Below are 16297 nucleotides of genomic sequence, written 5' to 3' on the forward strand. Positions count from 1 at the left end.
CTATGAAAAATATCACCCTACTAACATCTGCAACAGCATTACTGCTGCTATTATACGGCTGTGGCGAAGAAAAAAAAGAAACAGCACCCGAACCAGCACCTGTTACAGAAACTTTTGAATTGCAAAAAGAAAAGTTATCCAGCGAAGTACGCCTTCCTGCAGAATTACAAGGCTTTAAACAAACCGATCTATATGCTAAAGTAAGCAGCTTTGTTAAAGAACTTAAAGTAGATATAGGCAGCCAGGTTAAACAAGGACAATTGCTTATTGTACTTGAAGCTCCGGAAATAAGCTCACAGCTTGCAGCAGCAGAATCGCGCCTGCATTCTGCCGAAGCTGTATATATGGCTACTAACAGTACCTATAACAGAATACTGGAAACAAGTAAAGTAGAAGGAACTATATCTAAAAATGATCTTGACGTTGCCCTATCACGTAAAAGCAGTGATTATGCCCAATTACAAGCTGCAAAAGCTGCTTATAAAGAAATACAGGTAATACAAAGCTATTTACAAATTCGTGCACCATTTGACGGAGTAATATCAGCACGTAATATAAATGCCGGGGCTTATGTTGGGCCTGCAGGAAAAGGCAGCGAATTGCCTTTGCTTACAATACAGGACCAACAGAAACTAAGGCTTGCCGTTTCGGTACCGGAAATGTATACAGGTTATCTGAATATGGGAGATGAAATAAGCTTTAAGGTAGCTCCACTGCCTAATAAAACATTTACTGCAAAAATTGCACGCAGAAGCGGTGCTCTTGACCAGAAGCTTCGCTCTGAAAGAATAGAAATGGATGTAATAAACAAAGACGGAAAACTATTACCGGGCACAGTAGCTGAAGTAATATTGCCACTAAATGCAAAAGACAGCACATTTGTTGTACCAAAAACTGCGGTAGTAAACAGCAGCGAAGCTATTTATGTTGTAACTGTTCAGGATAATAAACTGCACCGTACCAATGTAGTAAAAGGACGCGAATATGGTGATAAAGTAGAAATTTACAGTGACAGCCTTCAGGTAAACCAAAAACTGATTAAAGAAGCCAGTGAGGAAATGCGTAATGGCGATCCAATAAATAAAGAATAATTACTCTCTCATAGTAATTTTGTTTGGTGAGAAGCCCCGTTAAGTAAGAGCGGGGCTTTTTTATTGCTTCATAATAAGTAAAGAAGGTGTATGGTTAAGCCATGTACTGCCTGAATCAACCAGCTTTTTCCAGCTATCAACACTTATTATCATCAAATCTTGTCCTTCAAGAAAAGCCTCTTCAAGTTTTCTTTGATTCAGTAATTTTATATGATTAGGTACATTATGCTCTATGCTGCGTATCGCTTCTTTTATTTCAGGATTATTTTTAACAGATCCTTCGGCATCAAGCACTGTCACCTGCGAGCCCATGTTACTTATAAGTTTTTGTATAAAATCTATCAGGAAAGCATCGGCCGCATCAAAAATAGTTACAAAAACCTTATCTGTACTTTTAAAATCTTTATCAACTAAAATGCCTACCGGAGCTTCTGTTTTAGAAAGTATATGCTGCGTACGTTCGTCAAAAGGAGAATTTTCAAATAACTTCTCTTTACCCGTAAAAGTGTTCAGTAAATTTTCAGGATTAATAATCCTGGTTGTAAAACCTAGAATTTTACCAAGAAGGGTACCTTCAAAAATACTTTGTCCTATATCTATAAGTACCAGATCAAATTCCCCTTTATTCGCTACGGTGGCAATATCGCTATCCATATCCATAGTAGCTTTAAAGAGCGTGGTTACCTTTTGGCCAAGATTTTCGGCTTCTGCTAAAATGGGCTTAAAGCTTTCTTTTTCATATTCTTCAAGATTAAAAGTATGTATATCGTTACTGTGTGATATATGCATTGCGGTAACCATGGCATTACCCTTCATTTTCCGTACAAAAGCATTTGCAAGTTTAAGCAGTGTTTTACCTCCTTCAGGGCTATCAAAAGACACAAGTACTTTAAAACGGCTTACCTGACGAATTTCTGTAGGAATATAATTTTTCCTTCTGTTAAATATAAAGCCTATTAAGTCCAGCGCCGGGCCTGTCATTACAGTTGTAGCCAACGCCATAATAACCATCATAGAAAAAACCTCTGCCGATAAAACTCCCAGATCATAGCCAATATTAAGTACAACAAGTTCCATAAGTCCACGGGTATTCATAAGAGCACCTATGGTAAAGCTATCCCGCCAATTCTGACCTACAAATCTCGCTGTTAATGCGCTTCCAATAAATTTCCCTGTAACAGCAACGGCGATTATAAGTCCGCAGATTTTCCAAAGATACGGATCATCAAGAAGTCCTATTTGTGTTCTTAATCCTGTAAAAACAAAGAATAAAGGTAATAACATTACCTGGGATACATCTTCTACCTTTTCTATAAAAATGCTCCTGAAACGCATATTTTCAGGCATAATTGCACCTGCCATAAATGCTCCAAATAAAGCATGTATACCTATAAGTTCTGTAGTATATGATGATAGTAAGAGCGTAAGAAAGAATATTGCAACAACAGGTTTAGTAACATTTTCTTTATTGCTATACAATTCACCAATTCGTTTTAAAAATGGCTTTACCACTTTAAGCATCAGGGCAACATATACTACTGCCAATACCATTACATACAATGAGCTTATTAACGAACCCGCTTTTACAATTGCTATTACTGCTGCCAAAAGACACCATGCAGTTACATCGTCTGCAGCAGCACATGTAATAACCATAGAACCAATACGTGTTCTGTGCAACCCTCTTTCCTGTACTATTCTTGCTAATACAGGAAAAGCAGTAATACTCATTGCAATGCCCATAAATAATGCAAAAGCCATAAAATCTACACCCTGAGGTGCAAATTGGGTATAAATGAAGTAAGATAAAACCAAGCCAAGAGTAAAAGGAATAATTATACTGGCATGGCTAATTATTACTGCATCTTTAGCTTTATTTTTAAGCACATTAAGATCAAGTTCCATACCTATAACATACATAAAAAGTATAAGCCCTATCTGGCTTAAAAAATGTAAATTACCTAAAGATTCTTCCGGAAATAGAAGTGAGGAATATTCGGGAAAAAAAGTACCTACTAAAGAAGGCCCTAATACTATACCAGCTGCCATTTCACCTATAACTGTAGGCTGTCCTATTTTTTTGCAGATCCAGCCAAAAATTCTTGCAACAAAAATAATAGTGATTATCTGTACTAATAAAATTGCAAGGGGATGCGTAAGATTATTGTATAAAGAATCCAGAAAATCCTGCCACTGCCCGTTGCCTGAGGTGTTATTAATTATGTTCCGTCCGGCTTCCAGATGTTTACCATTTTTTAAAACAAGATAAATTAACGATGAAAAGACCGCTATTATACCTATATAAAAAAAACTGTTCCTAAAATTCTTCATGTTTACCACCCCTGCTTATTGTTGAAATATAGCGCAATATTACAGATAAATAGATAAGGAAATAAGGTATAAAAAAATCTTAAAAAGCTTTTGTAACAAGCTAACCGAAATATGTAATAAAAGGTAATAAACGTATTTTAAACTTTAACCCTTTTTACAAAATCATTGCGATAAATCTCGCTTAATGAAAAAATAAAATTTTTACCGTCAGAATTAATAATATCAGCTGTTATTTCATCATGGCTGTAATACTGAACATGTTTTATAGCCAATAATGTTTTTTTATTAATTCGGCAAAATTCGGACGGAGGAAGCATTTCCAGAAGTTTTTCAAAAGAAATATTTTTAACTGTTATCTTTGAAGCATCATTAAGAAATAACATTTTATCCCTGCTGTCTATCGAAGAAGTAATAACACAAAATATTCTTGAAACATTAATAAGCGCTTTTCCCTTATCAGTATTAAGCTGAATTTGTTTTGGGGTTGTTCTGGGCTTTGCCAGAAGTACCGATACTTTCTGAATTGCCTGTAATAAACGTTCTGGCTTAACCGGTTTTACTACATAATCTACAGCATCCCTGTCAAAAGCATCAACTGCAAAATTTTTATAGGCTGTTGTAAAAATAATAGCTTTCCCTTTAACAGCATCTGCAACCTGAAGTCCATTTATACCGGGCATTTCTATATCGGTAATAAGCAAATCAAAGTCTAACGACTGCCATTCGTTAAGAAGCATTTCGGGGCTATTAAAAGCTTTAATAACCTCCAGTTCATCAATTTGTTCACACAGCATTTTCAGGTAAGTTAATCCCGGCAATTCGTCGTCAAGCAGTAAGCATCTGATTTTTGTGTTCAAGCAGGTTAATTTTTAATTTGGCTATATAAACATCTTCTTCTGTATAGCGTTCCAGCTTAAAACAGGATTTATAAATAATCCGTAATCGCTGTTCAAGGGTTGCTGTACCTATACCACTATGTTCTTTCAAAAAAGTAGATTTTTCAGAGATCTTATTAGATACCATCATGGAAAACTGACTGTCTTTAAATTCTATAACCACAGTTATAAATGCATCCTGACTCTGAAGATCAGCATGTTTAAAGGCATTTTCAATAAGGTCTATAGAAATAAGCGGAGCAAGTATCTTTTGATCATATAACAAGTCCTGTTCATCTATCTTCTTTTTAATGGTAATAGAGAATAAAGGACTTATTTTTATTTTATTTATTTCAATAAGATTTAAAGCAAATTCAATTTCTTCACGGGGGCTTACAAAACGATTTTGGCTTTCATATAAAATATAATCAAGTACATTAGACAGCTTATCCATAGCAAAATAGGTTTGATAAGCATGAGATTGTATTGAATTAAGCACATTTTTAAAAAGATGCGGATTAAGTCTTGCTTCAAGTGTTTGAAGCTGAAGTGTATTAGTTTTGTTTTCTAATTCTACAAAACGGGTTTCCAGATCTTTTTTAATTTTTTCAGATTTTCGCAACTTCATAAAAAGCCATCCTGTTATTGTAAAAAATACAATAATTACCAGTGCAAGTAGTATGTTTAGCGTAGTAATCATGATTTAACAAATTACATACTTATTTTTTAAGAGACATGCCTGCATCTGACCATGCATCTGTACCACCATCAAGTTCTACAATGTGAGTAAAGCCATTAATTTTTAAAGCTTCTACAGCTTCAGCGCTTCTTCCCCCTGCTTTACAATATACATAAACAGTTTTTTGTTTATCAAGCTTATTTATCCTTTCTTTAAAATCCTGATCGTATAAATGAATATTTACAGCATTTTCAATATGTCCGCTTTTATATTCTTTTGGAGTACGAACATCTATTAACTGACCTTTATCTTTAAGCATTTCGTCAGAGAATTGTTGCGGAGAAACAAGTTCTGTACCTTTTTTTTGCTGGGCATCACAAGATATAAATGCAAGAGTTACTAATAACAGATAAATAGCTTTTTTCATAGAAGTAATATATTTAATGTAAAAATAGGCTTTTTACATGATAATCAGTAAAACAGCTTCATCTCTATTAATTCAAAGCTCGGTTTAAGAGTAAGAGCATTAAAAAATGCTGCTGCAGAAGTATCATTACTATCATAGTTAGTAAAAGCAACCTGCCCTACTGTTTTACTAATATAGCCGAATAAAGCGGTACCAATACCTTTTCTGCGATGTTCTTTTTTAACACCAAATTGCTTAATCCTTCCGTTTGTATTATCATAAATTGCAAAGCCGGCAAATTCATTATTATAATAAGCAGTAACAATGTTATGGTTATCTATAGTACGTTGTATAGCACTAAAACTGTTTTGCCAGGTTGGTTCTGTGTCACAAAATGATTTAGCACTATTCCAGTCTATAAAATTTTGAATTCTAATTTCAATATTATTAATATCTTTTTCGGGTACATTTCCACTATAACCAACTACCCTTCTAAAATGCGTAAATCCCATTTTAGCGTAAATTTTTTCAGCCTTTTCATTACCACTTAGCACTTCAAGGTAATGATGCCTGAAACCTTTATCTTTTAAAACAGGTAATATATAATTATATAATTTTTCAATAATCCTTAGCCCCCTGTATTTTGGCAATACCCCTGTACCTGCATTATAAATAGATTTTTGACCATTTATATCGTCGTATCCATGCAGTATAAACGCTATAAGTTCACCATCAGCGAAAGCACCTACAGAGTATTCAAGTATTATATTCTCTGAAATAATTTTTTTCCTGAAATTCTCTTCAGAAAAGCTAAGGTTTATTTCATAGTCAGAAAATGCTTTATTAAAAGCCACAGTAAAAGAAGAAATGCTGATAGCCTGTAAAGTAATTATTTCCACTCAAAAAATTATTTTTTAATTGTAAATACACCTTTTACAGCAGCAAGCTGACCATCAGTAAATCTCGATGTTTTTTTAAGTTTTGCTATAAATTCAGTTACTTCTTCGGGAGTGGAAGGACATCCTAAATTTTCACCTTTAGCATTAAATGAATCTGCAAGCAGGTTGCCCTTAGCATCCAGTATTATCCAAAATGGAAGGCCTGCCCTTTCACCTTTAAACTTTTTAAGAAATTCTTCACCACCGGGATTTTCAAGACTAACATTCTTGGGAGATTCTTTTACAGTTATGTGTGCAGTAACATAATTATCATTAAAAAATTTACCAAGCGCATCGCCTGTCATGTTTTTATCCATTTTTTTACACCATCCGCACCAGGAAGCATGAAACATAACAAATACATTTTTATTTTCTTTACCCGCCTGAGTGTAAGCTTTAGCCATTATATCGGAGGCATTCTCCTGTGCATTTGAAATAACAGATCCTGCGACAAGAAAAAAACATACAAACATTGTTTTTAATTTCATAATATGTAAATTTATGTTAGTATTTACGAGATTGCAATTTAAGGAATTTACTTATATATATATTATCGCCCAAATAAATAATCTATACAGTAAAATATAAATAATTGCGGAAAAACCGTAACAAAAATTTCAGGGAAATTTATAATTTGCATTGATATTATACAGTATAAGCCTATTAAAAAAACTAACTTACACTAATATGAAAATGCACAGGGATATACTTGTTATTGAAGATGACGAAGATGACAGGGAGATTTTGAAAGAAATATTCCGGGACCTTGGTTATAAAAATAACATCATATTTTTTTCTGACAGTACAGAGGCACTTGAGTATATAAGAAAGCCCGGAGTAGATCCTTTTATAATAATATCAGACATTAATATGCCTAAACTTGGCGGCTTTGAATTAAGAAATATTATTCTTGAAGAAGAGGTACTGGCTGATAAAGACATACCATATATTTTTATTACCAATGCTCAGGATGAATATTCTGTTAAACAAGCCAACAAGCTGGCTATACAGGGGTTTATTCAGAAAGGCGGCGACTATATAAAATACAGAGAAAAAATAAAAAACCTTATAGAATACTGGAGGGAAAATATAAATACATTCTCAACTAAAAGAGAGTAACATTATAAGTTAAAAAATAGTGTTTAGCCAGTAAAGCTAAAGAAATTAGCTACATATTCTTTATATTTGGCTAAACACTATTTTTTATGAAACATATTGTACTGACATTACTTATTATTACCGGATTTACATCATTTGCACAAAAAACAGAGTATGCTACGCAAACTGATGTAAAGTATTATGAAGAAGCTGTATATAAGAACGATAGTTATGCTTCCGAGCGGTGCGTACTAGATATTTATTATCCTAAAAATACAAAAAACTTTGCTACAATAATATGGTTTCACGGCGGCGGACTTACACAAGGAAGCAAAGAAACACCTGAAGCCCTTAAAGAAAAAGGATACTGTGTTATAGGTGTAGGCTACAGGCTAAGCCCAAAAGTAAAAGTAGTAAACTGTATAGAAGACAGTGCTGCCGCTATTGCCTGGGTTTTTAATAATATTAAAAAATACGGGGGCGATCCTGGTAAAATATTTATATCAGGCCATTCTGCAGGCGGCTATCTTACCATGATGAGCGTACTCGACAAAAATTATCTTGAAAAATATAATATAGATGCTAATAAAGTTGCCGGACTTATACCTTTTAGCGGACAGTGCATTACACATTTTACAGTACGTCAGGAAAGAGGAATTAAAGACACTCAGGCTATTGTAGATGAATTTGCACCATTATACTACACCAGAGCGGATGCTCCACCCCTGCTTCTTATTACAGGTGACAGAGAAATGGAAATGTTAGGCCGCTATGAAGAAAATGCTTATATGGCCAGAATGATGAAAATTTCAGGTCATAAGGAAACCAAACTTTATGAAATTGACGGTTACGGACATAATATGACATATCCTGCTTTTCCTTTACTACTTAACGAGATGAAAAGAATATTAGATAAGCAGTAATTTTTATTCTCATATTGAATTTAACTACTACAAGATACAAAAACAAAAATCCCATGCTAAGCATGGGATTTTTTATATAAGATAGTTTTATAAACTATTAGCTTAATGCAGCTTTAACCTGATCTGCAGCTTCCTGGAACAACGTAGCAGAAAGGATTGGCATACCTGAGTTATCGATAAGTTCTTTAGCGATGTCTGCGTTAGTACCTTGTAAACGAACAATGATTGGCACTTTTATAGTGTCTCCCATGTTTTTGTAAGCATCTACAACACCCTGAGCTACACGGTCACAACGAACGATTCCTCCAAAAATATTGATAAGGATAGCCTTTACGTTAGGATCTTTAAGGATAATACGGAAAGCTGTTTCAACACGTTTAGCGTCAGCAGTACCACCAACGTCAAGGAAGTTAGCCGGCTCAAAACCTGCATATTTAATAAGATCCATAGTTGCCATTGCAAGGCCAGCACCATTTACCATACAGCCCACAGTACCGTCAAGATCCACATAGTTAAGACCAACTTCTTTAGCCTCAACTTCAATTGGATTCTCTTCACGGATGTCACGCATATCTGCATATTTCTTTTGTCTGTAAAGTGCATTGTCATCAAGAACAACTTTAGCATCTACAGCCATAATTTTATCGTCAGATGTTTTTAACACAGGGTTAATTTCAAACATAGATGCATCACTGTCGATGTAAGCTTTGTAAAGAGCAGCAACAAAAACAGTCATTTCTTTAAATGCATTTCCGCTAAGTCCAAGGTTAAAAGCAATTCTTCTTGCCTGAAAAGCCTGAAGTCCTACAGCCGGATCAATTTCTTCTGTAAAAATAAGATGTGGTGTGTGCTCTGCAACTTCTTCAATATCCATACCACCTTCGGTAGAATACATGATCATGTTACGGCCTTTACCTCTGTTCAGAAGAACAGACATATAAAATTCTGAAGTTTCACTTTCTCCAGGGTAATAAACATCCTCTGCAATAAGCACTTTGTGTACCCTTTTACCTGTAGGAGGAGTTTGAGGAGTAATAAGGTCCATACCTATTATTTGTCCTGCGATCTCTTCTACCTGCTGAAGGTTTTTAGCAAGCTTAACGCCTCCGCCTTTTCCACGGCCACCCGCGTGTATCTGTGCTTTAACAACATGCCATGAAGTACCTGTTTCGGCAGTTAGCTGTTTTGCAGCAGCTACAGCTTCGGCAGGACTATTGGCAACGATACCGCGCTGAACGCGTACACCATGGCTGGCCAGTATTTCTTTTCCCTGATATTCGTGTAAATTCATAAGTATTGCATTTATCTTATTAAAAGTGGAACAAAAATAGCAAAATACATCCAACGACCATAAGTATTTTTAATTTTTTATCTACACCAACTAGTGGCAATATAAACTTTACAATTTAGAAATTTAACGGCCCTGAATAACCTATTTATTACACTTATTAAAGATAAAACAATAATAAGAGTAGATAAATAAACATATAATAGCTTTTAATAATTATCAGCCAATCTAACGCAACCTTTTTAACATTAATACATCTATATTAAAAATCAACTGTCGAAACAAACGATATGAAAAATTTAAAATTAGTGCTGCTTTTATTATCTTCATTGCTATTGATAAACTGTAGCGATGATGATCCAAAATCATCTTTAACAGATTCTAATGCCATGGTTTTAAAACTGGTTAACGTTTCAGGAAGTATTGCCGGAGTAAGCCATGATTTTAACGAAGGAGAAGTAACCTGGACACTGGATGAAGAAAATCAAACAATAAAAGTAGTAAACAATTTTACCGATACCAATGTATATAGTGGTATAGCATCGGGCACTTATGATTATGAAAATGTACCTAATGAAATTACTCCCCAGAGCTGTGCAACTACAATTGAAATAAATGGCACCTTAAATATGGGATGTAAAGATAATAATGGCAACACCATTACATTTACTCAATTGGAGGCAGACGGATATGTATTCACATTTAAATATTAATCAAATCATTATAATAATCTTAACCAGTATGAAAAATATAAAGTTTTTTACCTTACTACTGCTAGTCCTAATAGTAAGTTCATGTAATAATGACGACGACAATAACAGTAAAAGCATTAACGGAACCTGGTATTTAACAAAAATAGAAGCTCCTGATACTGGTACCAGGGAAGATTTTGGAAAAGGCAGTGTTGTATGGAAAATTAACCAATCATCTATGGAAGTTACTACAGTAGACACACGTATGCATGTAATGACACCTGAACCTACAAGCATGTACAGTTTTCCTAATGGAACTTATGATTATGAAGTGAAATCATGGGGAGGCACATGTGATAATTCATTTAATATTGAAGAATATAATTTTGGCTGTATAATTCTTAAAGGAAAAACACTAACACTAACAACTGAAGCTGTAGATTGTAACAGATTTACCTTTACACGATAAATTGATTAATTATGAAAGAAGTTCTATGCTTAGTAACCGCAATTGCCTTACTATTATTTAAACGAAACGGCAGCAGGCCTAATGTATAGTAAAATTTATTATTACTGATTCCTGTTAACTCCCGGAACTTTTAAGAGCAATTCGTTACTGCCGCTTAAAATTGTACCGGGAGTTAATTATATATGAGATATACGTTATTATAACGTTATAGAATATTATTAATGTTATATTTGTAACATTTTGTTATATTTTGTTAATCTTCTATTAATTACTTTTTTAAGTAGCAAATGGTATCTACTTTTGTAATCATAAATAGTGATTAAACGAAGATGGAGACTAAACAACTACTGCAACTGGCAGACGAATTTGGCGGCCCGCTCTATGTATATGATGCGGCAAAAATACAGTCACAATACAATAGGCTTGAAAAAGCTTTCTCTAAGGTAAATCATTTGCGGATAAATTATGCCGTAAAAGCATTATCTAATATATCCATATTAAAGCTGCTTAAACAGCTTGGCTCAGGTCTTGATACAGTGTCAATACAGGAAGTGCAGTTAGGTCTCTTAGCAGGATACTCCCCAGACAAAATTATCTATACTCCTAATGGCGTTTCGATGGAAGAGATAGAAGAAGTAGCAGCACTGGGTGTACAAATAAATATAGATAACCTTTCTATATTAGAACAGTTTGGTGCAAAGCACCCTCACACTCCGGTATGCATACGTATTAATCCGCATGTAATGGCTGGTGGCAACAGTAATATATCTGTAGGCCATATCGACAGTAAATTTGGTATTTCAATACACCAGATGCCTCACCTGTTACGTATTGTTCAAAATACTGGTATGCATATTAATGGCATACACATGCATACGGGATCTGATATTCTTGATATCGAAGTGTTTTTATATGCTGCCGAAATATTATTTGAAACAGCATCTCATTTTAAAGAGCTTGAATTTATCGATTTTGGCAGTGGCTTTAAAGTACCGTATAAAAAAGATGATATACAGACAGATATAGAAGAACTTGGTAAAAAACTTACTAAACGCTTTAATGCTTTTTGTGCAGAATATGGCAGAGACCTTACCCTTACTTTTGAACCCGGTAAATTTCTGGTTAGCGAAGCAGGCGTTTTCCTTGCAAAAGTAAATGTGGTAAAACAAACAACGTCAACCGTATTTGCTGGTATAGACAGTGGTTTTAACCATCTTATACGCCCGATGTTTTACGGATCTCATCATCATATTGAAAACATATCCAATCCAAAAGGCAAAGATCGTTTTTATTCTGTAGTGGGTTACATCTGCGAAACAGATACTTTTGGCAGCAACCGAAAAATTGCTGAAATTAAAGAAGGTGATATTTTATGTTTCCGTAATGCAGGTGCTTATTGTTTCTCTATGAGCAGCAACTATAACTCGCGCGTGCGCCCGGCTGAAGTACTTTGGTATGAAGGCAAAGGTCATGTAATAAGAGAGCGCGAAACCTTTGAAGACATCATCCGCAATCAGGTAATTATGGATTTTGAGCCTGCAGCTTTACCACAAGAAGTAGCCGCTTCGGCATAAGGTTATATAATAATTGTTTTTAGTTGAAAACCGTGCTGCAAAGCGCGGTTTTTTTATAAGTGAACTTTGATATATATTTGAGTTAGATTTTATAATTCAAAAAATGACTAATAGACCTCAAACAATACAAATTTTTCTTCCGGACGGAAATCCCACTAGTATAAAAATTGCAGATTTAACAAATAGATTAATTGTAGGTGTTTTAATACCGAGAAATAAGTTAATTGAATGTGGTATAAGACCTGAAATAAGAAAATATGGGATATATTTTTTGTTTGGAATAAATGAAGATAAAGCAAAACCCATAGCATACATTGGTGAAACTGATGATTGTTTTGAAAGACTTAAGTCGCATAATAGAAATAAAGAATTTTGGAACTATGCAGTTGCTATAACCTCAAAATCAGATATTTTTACAAAATCACATGTGAAATTCTTAGAATATATATGTATAAAAATGGCAAAGGAAATAGGTCGTTATGACTTAGAAAACTTAACTGCTCCTCCAAAGGAACATATATCAGAGAGTATGGAAGCTGATTTATTAGACAATTTTGAAACTATAAAAGTATTATTATCAACGTTAGGTTTTCCTATTCTGGAAGAAATAAGAAATACAACAAAAACAAAAAAAGAAGTTTTATACTGTAAAGGTAAAAATGCAATTGCCGAAGGAGAACTAACAGATGATGGTTTTGTTGTATTAAAAGGATCTAAAGCTAATTTTGAAGAAACGAAAACTGCAGGAAATTGGGTTATTGGCATGAGAAAAAAACTTAAAGATGATAATATATTAATTCAAGAAAATAATATTTATATTTTTAATGAAGATTTTATTTTTGGTTCGCCCAGCTCTGCTGCTGCTGCTGTTTTAGGAAGAAGAGCAAATGGGTGGACTGAATGGAGAAATAGTGAAGGGAAGACTATTGACGAAATTTACAGAATTGAAAACTTAGATGATAATATATAACTAAATGTATTAATCATCTTGAATCAGAATTGGTTTAAAGGTAATTATGATTAAAAAAGCATTATCAGTAGTCTTGTTATTTATATCCTTTATCTGCACTTGCCAGGTAAAAGTATATACATCTGATATTGATAATTACTGGGAAGCTTACGACAGTATAATCAATACACACGATTTTGCAAAGAGGCTTGACCTCATCAACAGGTTATACATCAATAAAGGAACAAAAGGTCTTAAAGCCTTCATGCAGGCTCGCCGTTACAAAGATACCCTTTTTGTAAAACATATAGAGGTTTATCCTAAATTCTGGAATTCGATTAGGGCAAACACAATTGCTGTAAAGTCTAAAACCAATGAAATCCAGAAAGCCATTGCAAAACTTAAAATATTATACCCGCTGCTAAAACCAGCCGAACTCTATTTTACTATCGGTGGTTTCAGATCAGCAGGCACGATTAGCGGAAATATGGTGCTTGTAGGCTGTGAAATTGCTACAGGTACGCCTGATATTGATATGTCGGAATTTGAGAATAAATGGCTGGCAGGTGTTTTTGCCCAACAGGACAAAGATCATATTGTACCGCTTACTATTCATGAATATATTCATACTCAGCAAAAAAAAGCAATACTAAAAAATGTACTAGCGTTTTCGGTTAGTGAGGGTTCTGCTGATTTTATAACCGAACTTGTTATGGGTAAGCCATTGGTTACAAGCTATCTTACTTATGGACGAGAGCATGCTACTACCATAAAGAAAAGTTTTAGAAAGGAAATGTTTGCTACTTCCATAGAACGTTGGTTGTTTAACGGAAGTTATTTAGAAAAAGAAGGCGATATGGGTTATTATATAGGCTACGAGATCTGCAAAGCCTATTATAATAACAGTACCGACAAAATGAAAGCTGTAAAAGATATTATAGAACTCAACTACTCCAGCGAAACCGCACTTGAAAAATTCCTTGAAAAATCAGGTTTTTATAATGAACACATAAACAGAGAACAAACCATTAAAGCTTATAATGAAAGTCTGCCCTATATAGTATCTTACGGACCGTTTAAAAATGGAGATAAAAATGTAAACAGCGGCAGTAATGAGTTTAAAATAACTTTCTCAAAACCCATGGATCCTGAAAACTTTTCATTGTACTATACAAACAAAGGCAAAGATTACTTTCCGTTAAAAAAGCTATTGCGAATGGAAGATGACAATAAAACATTTGTTTTTGAAACTGATTTAATGGCAGGGCATGATTATGAATTTATAGTTTCAAATGAAGAGTTTTCAACGCCAGACCGTTTTAAAATCAGCAATAAAAGTTTTAAAATAAAATTTAGTACTGAGCCATTAAGGCTGCCAAAATAAGAATTCATCCACATAACATATAGATAACGTTTAGATAATAACAGCAGGAATAGCGGTTATATTTTAGTTTTTTAACTTTGGACCCCTAATAAATTAACAATGAACAGGAGAAAGTTTTTTAGAAATGGTGGGCTCTTTACACTGGGCGCATCACTTATCAACCCATTTGAAAGTACTGCAGGTGTTTTTGATACAACTATTTTAAACAAAAATAAAAAGGCTAAGAATATCATTTTTATGGTTAGTGACGGTATGAGTACCGGCACACTAAACATGGCCGATTTATACCTTAACAGGAAAACAGGAAAAGGTTCAAACTGGTTACAATTATACAAAGACCAACGCGTTAACCATGCTTTAATGGATACTGCTTCTGCAAGCTCTATCGTAACTGATTCTTCTGCCGGAAGTTCTTCCTGGGGTGGTGGTTTCAGGGTAAATAACGGTTCGCTTAACGTAGGACCAAATGGTGAAATGCATATGCCTATATGGCAAAAATTTAAAAAGGCAGGTAAAATGGCAGGCTGTGTTACTACCGTGCCTATTACACATGCTACTCCAGCAGGGTTTTGTGTAAACAGCAAAAGCCGTAATGCACAGGAAGATATTGCTGAACAGTATCTTGATTTAGGTTTTGATATTATGATGGGTGGCGGAAACAACTATTTTAGCCCCGAATTACGTAAAGATAAAAAGGATGTTTATGCCTCCTATAAAGCTAAAGGATGGCAGGTTGCCCGCACACGTAAAGAAATGATGGCTGCAGATAACAGCAAGCCTATCCTTGGTGTTTTTGGTGATGATGCACTTCCTTATAGTTTAGACAGAGCGCATGATAAAACACTTACAGAAAATACTCCTACCCTTGCAGAAATGGCTGAAAAAGCTATTGACCGCATGAAAGGAAACAAAAATGGTTTTGTATTACAAATAGAAGGTGGTAAAGTAGATTGGGGTGCACATGCTAATGATGTTGGTGCTTTACTTTACGATCAGGCGGCATTTGATGAGGCGATTAAAGTTGCTATTGATTTTGCCGAAAAAGATGGTGAAACACTTGTTATTATTACTACAGATCATGGTAATGCCAATCCTGGTGTTATTTATGGAAAAGATGCTAATGATAACTTTGACAGCATACAAAACTACACCCATACCAATGAATGGGTATTAAATACCATTAAACATGACAGTACCGTATCTCAGGTAAGAGAAATAGTAGAAAGTGCTAATAAAACCACACTATCGGAAGAAGATGCAAAAACTATTTTAACCTACTATGATGGTTTGCATAAAGAAGAAGGTGGACTTTATAACTACAAAAAGGTACCTTTTAAAACTTTTTCACAGATTCAGCAAAAAACGAATTCTGTTGGATGGATAAGTATGGATCACTCTGCCGACTATGTAGAGCTGGCTATGTTTGGTCCTGGCAGCGACCTGCTAAAACCATTTGTTAAGAATACTGACCTGCATTACCTTATGCTTAATGCAGCCGAAGTTGAAAATAAATTTTAGATCTATAAATTGAATTGAAAAGCGCCTTTTTTACAAAGGCGCTTTTTTTATATTGCAATTAAATAAAATCAAACATGAAATA

Annotated in this window: 16 protein-coding genes; 9 read left to right on the top strand and 7 right to left on the bottom strand. The window is 34.4% G+C overall.

Going from position 1 to position 16297, the window contains the following annotated elements; all coding sequences use genetic code 11:
- Positions 1-2 precede the first annotated feature (2 nt).
- On the top strand, positions 3-1091 hold the full coding sequence (locus NHE85_RS16090; protein ID WP_252813162.1) for an efflux RND transporter periplasmic adaptor subunit: 1089 nt from the start codon (positions 3-5) through the stop codon (positions 1089-1091).
- Between the two features lie 60 nt (positions 1092-1151).
- Here the strand turns inward: NHE85_RS16090 and NHE85_RS16095 are convergent, their stop codons facing one another.
- The 6 genes from NHE85_RS16095 to NHE85_RS16120 all read right to left on the bottom strand — a co-directional run bounded on the left by NHE85_RS16095 (position 1152) and on the right by NHE85_RS16120 (position 6808).
- Positions 1152-3422: a cation:proton antiporter gene (locus NHE85_RS16095; protein WP_252813163.1), complete on the bottom strand. Its 2271-nt coding sequence runs from the start codon at positions 3420-3422 to the stop codon at positions 1152-1154.
- Between the two features lie 137 nt (positions 3423-3559).
- Complete coding sequence (locus NHE85_RS16100) at positions 3560-4279, bottom strand: LytTR family DNA-binding domain-containing protein (RefSeq protein ID WP_252813164.1); 720 nt, start codon at positions 4277-4279, stop codon at positions 3560-3562.
- Positions 4248-4997 carry a histidine kinase gene (locus NHE85_RS16105; protein ID WP_252813165.1) on the bottom strand — a complete coding sequence of 250 codons (750 nt, stop codon included), beginning with the start codon at positions 4995-4997 and terminating at the stop codon, positions 4248-4250. The genes NHE85_RS16100 and NHE85_RS16105 overlap by 32 nt, the downstream gene beginning before the upstream one ends.
- Positions 4998-5016: 19 nt before the next feature.
- Positions 5017-5403, bottom strand: coding sequence for a rhodanese-like domain-containing protein (locus NHE85_RS16110; RefSeq protein ID WP_252813166.1), 387 nt, complete (start codon positions 5401-5403; stop codon positions 5017-5019).
- A 44-nt stretch (positions 5404-5447) separates the two neighbouring features.
- Entirely contained in the window at positions 5448-6281 is an 834-nt protein-coding gene (locus NHE85_RS16815; protein ID WP_252813167.1) for a GNAT family N-acetyltransferase, read from the bottom strand.
- A gap of 8 nt (positions 6282-6289) precedes the next feature.
- The gene (locus tag NHE85_RS16120) at positions 6290-6808 is read right to left on the bottom strand and encodes a thioredoxin family protein (protein WP_252813168.1); all 519 of its coding nucleotides are present in this window, start codon (positions 6806-6808) and stop codon (positions 6290-6292) included.
- Between the two features lie 199 nt (positions 6809-7007).
- On the opposite strand from NHE85_RS16120, the gene NHE85_RS16125 reads away from it, so the two are divergent.
- Both NHE85_RS16125 and NHE85_RS16130 read left to right on the top strand, forming a co-directional pair.
- Positions 7008-7439 (top strand): response regulator, encoded by a 432-nt coding sequence (locus tag NHE85_RS16125; protein ID WP_252813169.1) that lies wholly within the window; start codon positions 7008-7010, stop codon positions 7437-7439.
- 86 nt (positions 7440-7525) lie between these two features.
- Positions 7526-8341, top strand: a complete 816-nt coding sequence (locus NHE85_RS16130; protein ID WP_252813170.1) for an alpha/beta hydrolase — start codon at positions 7526-7528, stop codon at positions 8339-8341.
- Between the two features lie 97 nt (positions 8342-8438).
- On the opposite strand, the gene sucC is transcribed toward NHE85_RS16130, so the two are convergent.
- Positions 8439-9632 carry an ADP-forming succinate--CoA ligase subunit beta gene (gene sucC, locus NHE85_RS16135; protein ID WP_252813171.1) on the bottom strand — a complete coding sequence of 398 codons (1194 nt, stop codon included), beginning with the start codon at positions 9630-9632 and terminating at the stop codon, positions 8439-8441.
- A 287-nt stretch (positions 9633-9919) separates the two neighbouring features.
- On the opposite strand from sucC, the gene NHE85_RS16140 reads away from it, so the two are divergent.
- The 6 genes from NHE85_RS16140 (at position 9920) to NHE85_RS16165 (ending at position 16215) form a co-directional block, all read left to right on the top strand.
- Positions 9920-10342 (top strand): hypothetical protein, encoded by a 423-nt coding sequence (locus tag NHE85_RS16140; protein WP_252813172.1) that lies wholly within the window; start codon positions 9920-9922, stop codon positions 10340-10342.
- Between the two features lie 28 nt (positions 10343-10370).
- Positions 10371-10790, top strand: a complete 420-nt coding sequence (locus NHE85_RS16145) for a lipocalin-like domain-containing protein (protein WP_252813173.1) — start codon at positions 10371-10373, stop codon at positions 10788-10790.
- Between the two features lie 329 nt (positions 10791-11119).
- Positions 11120-12364, top strand: a complete 1245-nt coding sequence (gene lysA, locus NHE85_RS16150) for a diaminopimelate decarboxylase (RefSeq protein WP_252813174.1) — start codon at positions 11120-11122, stop codon at positions 12362-12364.
- Between the two features lie 103 nt (positions 12365-12467).
- On the top strand, positions 12468-13334 hold the full coding sequence (locus tag NHE85_RS16155; RefSeq protein WP_252813175.1) for a GIY-YIG nuclease family protein: 867 nt from the start codon (positions 12468-12470) through the stop codon (positions 13332-13334).
- A gap of 46 nt (positions 13335-13380) precedes the next feature.
- Positions 13381-14697 carry a DUF2268 domain-containing putative Zn-dependent protease gene (locus tag NHE85_RS16160; RefSeq protein WP_252813176.1) on the top strand — a complete coding sequence of 439 codons (1317 nt, stop codon included), beginning with the start codon at positions 13381-13383 and terminating at the stop codon, positions 14695-14697.
- A gap of 99 nt (positions 14698-14796) precedes the next feature.
- Positions 14797-16215, top strand: coding sequence for an alkaline phosphatase (locus NHE85_RS16165; protein ID WP_252813177.1), 1419 nt, complete (start codon positions 14797-14799; stop codon positions 16213-16215).
- Positions 16216-16297 lie beyond the last annotated feature (82 nt).

Source organism: Flavobacterium sp. NRK1, from assembly GCF_024054175.1.
In the GTDB taxonomy this organism is placed as follows: Bacteria; Bacteroidota; Bacteroidia; order Flavobacteriales; family Flavobacteriaceae; genus Flavobacterium.

Coding starts and splice junctions, on each gene's coding strand:
- NHE85_RS16090 (WP_252813162.1), top strand. CDS start 3: ATGAAAAATATCACCCTACTAACATCTGCAACAGCATTACTGCTGCTA.
- NHE85_RS16095 (WP_252813163.1), bottom strand. CDS start 3,422: ATGAAGAATTTTAGGAACAGTTTTTTTTATATAGGTATAATAGCGGTC.
- NHE85_RS16105 (WP_252813165.1), bottom strand. CDS start 4,997: ATGATTACTACGCTAAACATACTACTTGCACTGGTAATTATTGTATTT.
- NHE85_RS16110 (WP_252813166.1), bottom strand. CDS start 5,403: ATGAAAAAAGCTATTTATCTGTTATTAGTAACTCTTGCATTTATATCT.
- NHE85_RS16120 (WP_252813168.1), bottom strand. CDS start 6,808: ATGAAATTAAAAACAATGTTTGTATGTTTTTTTCTTGTCGCAGGATCT.
- NHE85_RS16125 (WP_252813169.1), top strand. CDS start 7,008: ATGAAAATGCACAGGGATATACTTGTTATTGAAGATGACGAAGATGAC.
- NHE85_RS16130 (WP_252813170.1), top strand. CDS start 7,526: ATGAAACATATTGTACTGACATTACTTATTATTACCGGATTTACATCA.
- sucC (WP_252813171.1), bottom strand. CDS start 9,632: ATGAATTTACACGAATATCAGGGAAAAGAAATACTGGCCAGCCATGGT.
- NHE85_RS16140 (WP_252813172.1), top strand. CDS start 9,920: ATGAAAAATTTAAAATTAGTGCTGCTTTTATTATCTTCATTGCTATTG.
- NHE85_RS16145 (WP_252813173.1), top strand. CDS start 10,371: ATGAAAAATATAAAGTTTTTTACCTTACTACTGCTAGTCCTAATAGTA.
- lysA (WP_252813174.1), top strand. CDS start 11,120: ATGGAGACTAAACAACTACTGCAACTGGCAGACGAATTTGGCGGCCCG.
- NHE85_RS16155 (WP_252813175.1), top strand. CDS start 12,468: ATGACTAATAGACCTCAAACAATACAAATTTTTCTTCCGGACGGAAAT.
- NHE85_RS16160 (WP_252813176.1), top strand. CDS start 13,381: ATGATTAAAAAAGCATTATCAGTAGTCTTGTTATTTATATCCTTTATC.
- NHE85_RS16165 (WP_252813177.1), top strand. CDS start 14,797: ATGAACAGGAGAAAGTTTTTTAGAAATGGTGGGCTCTTTACACTGGGC.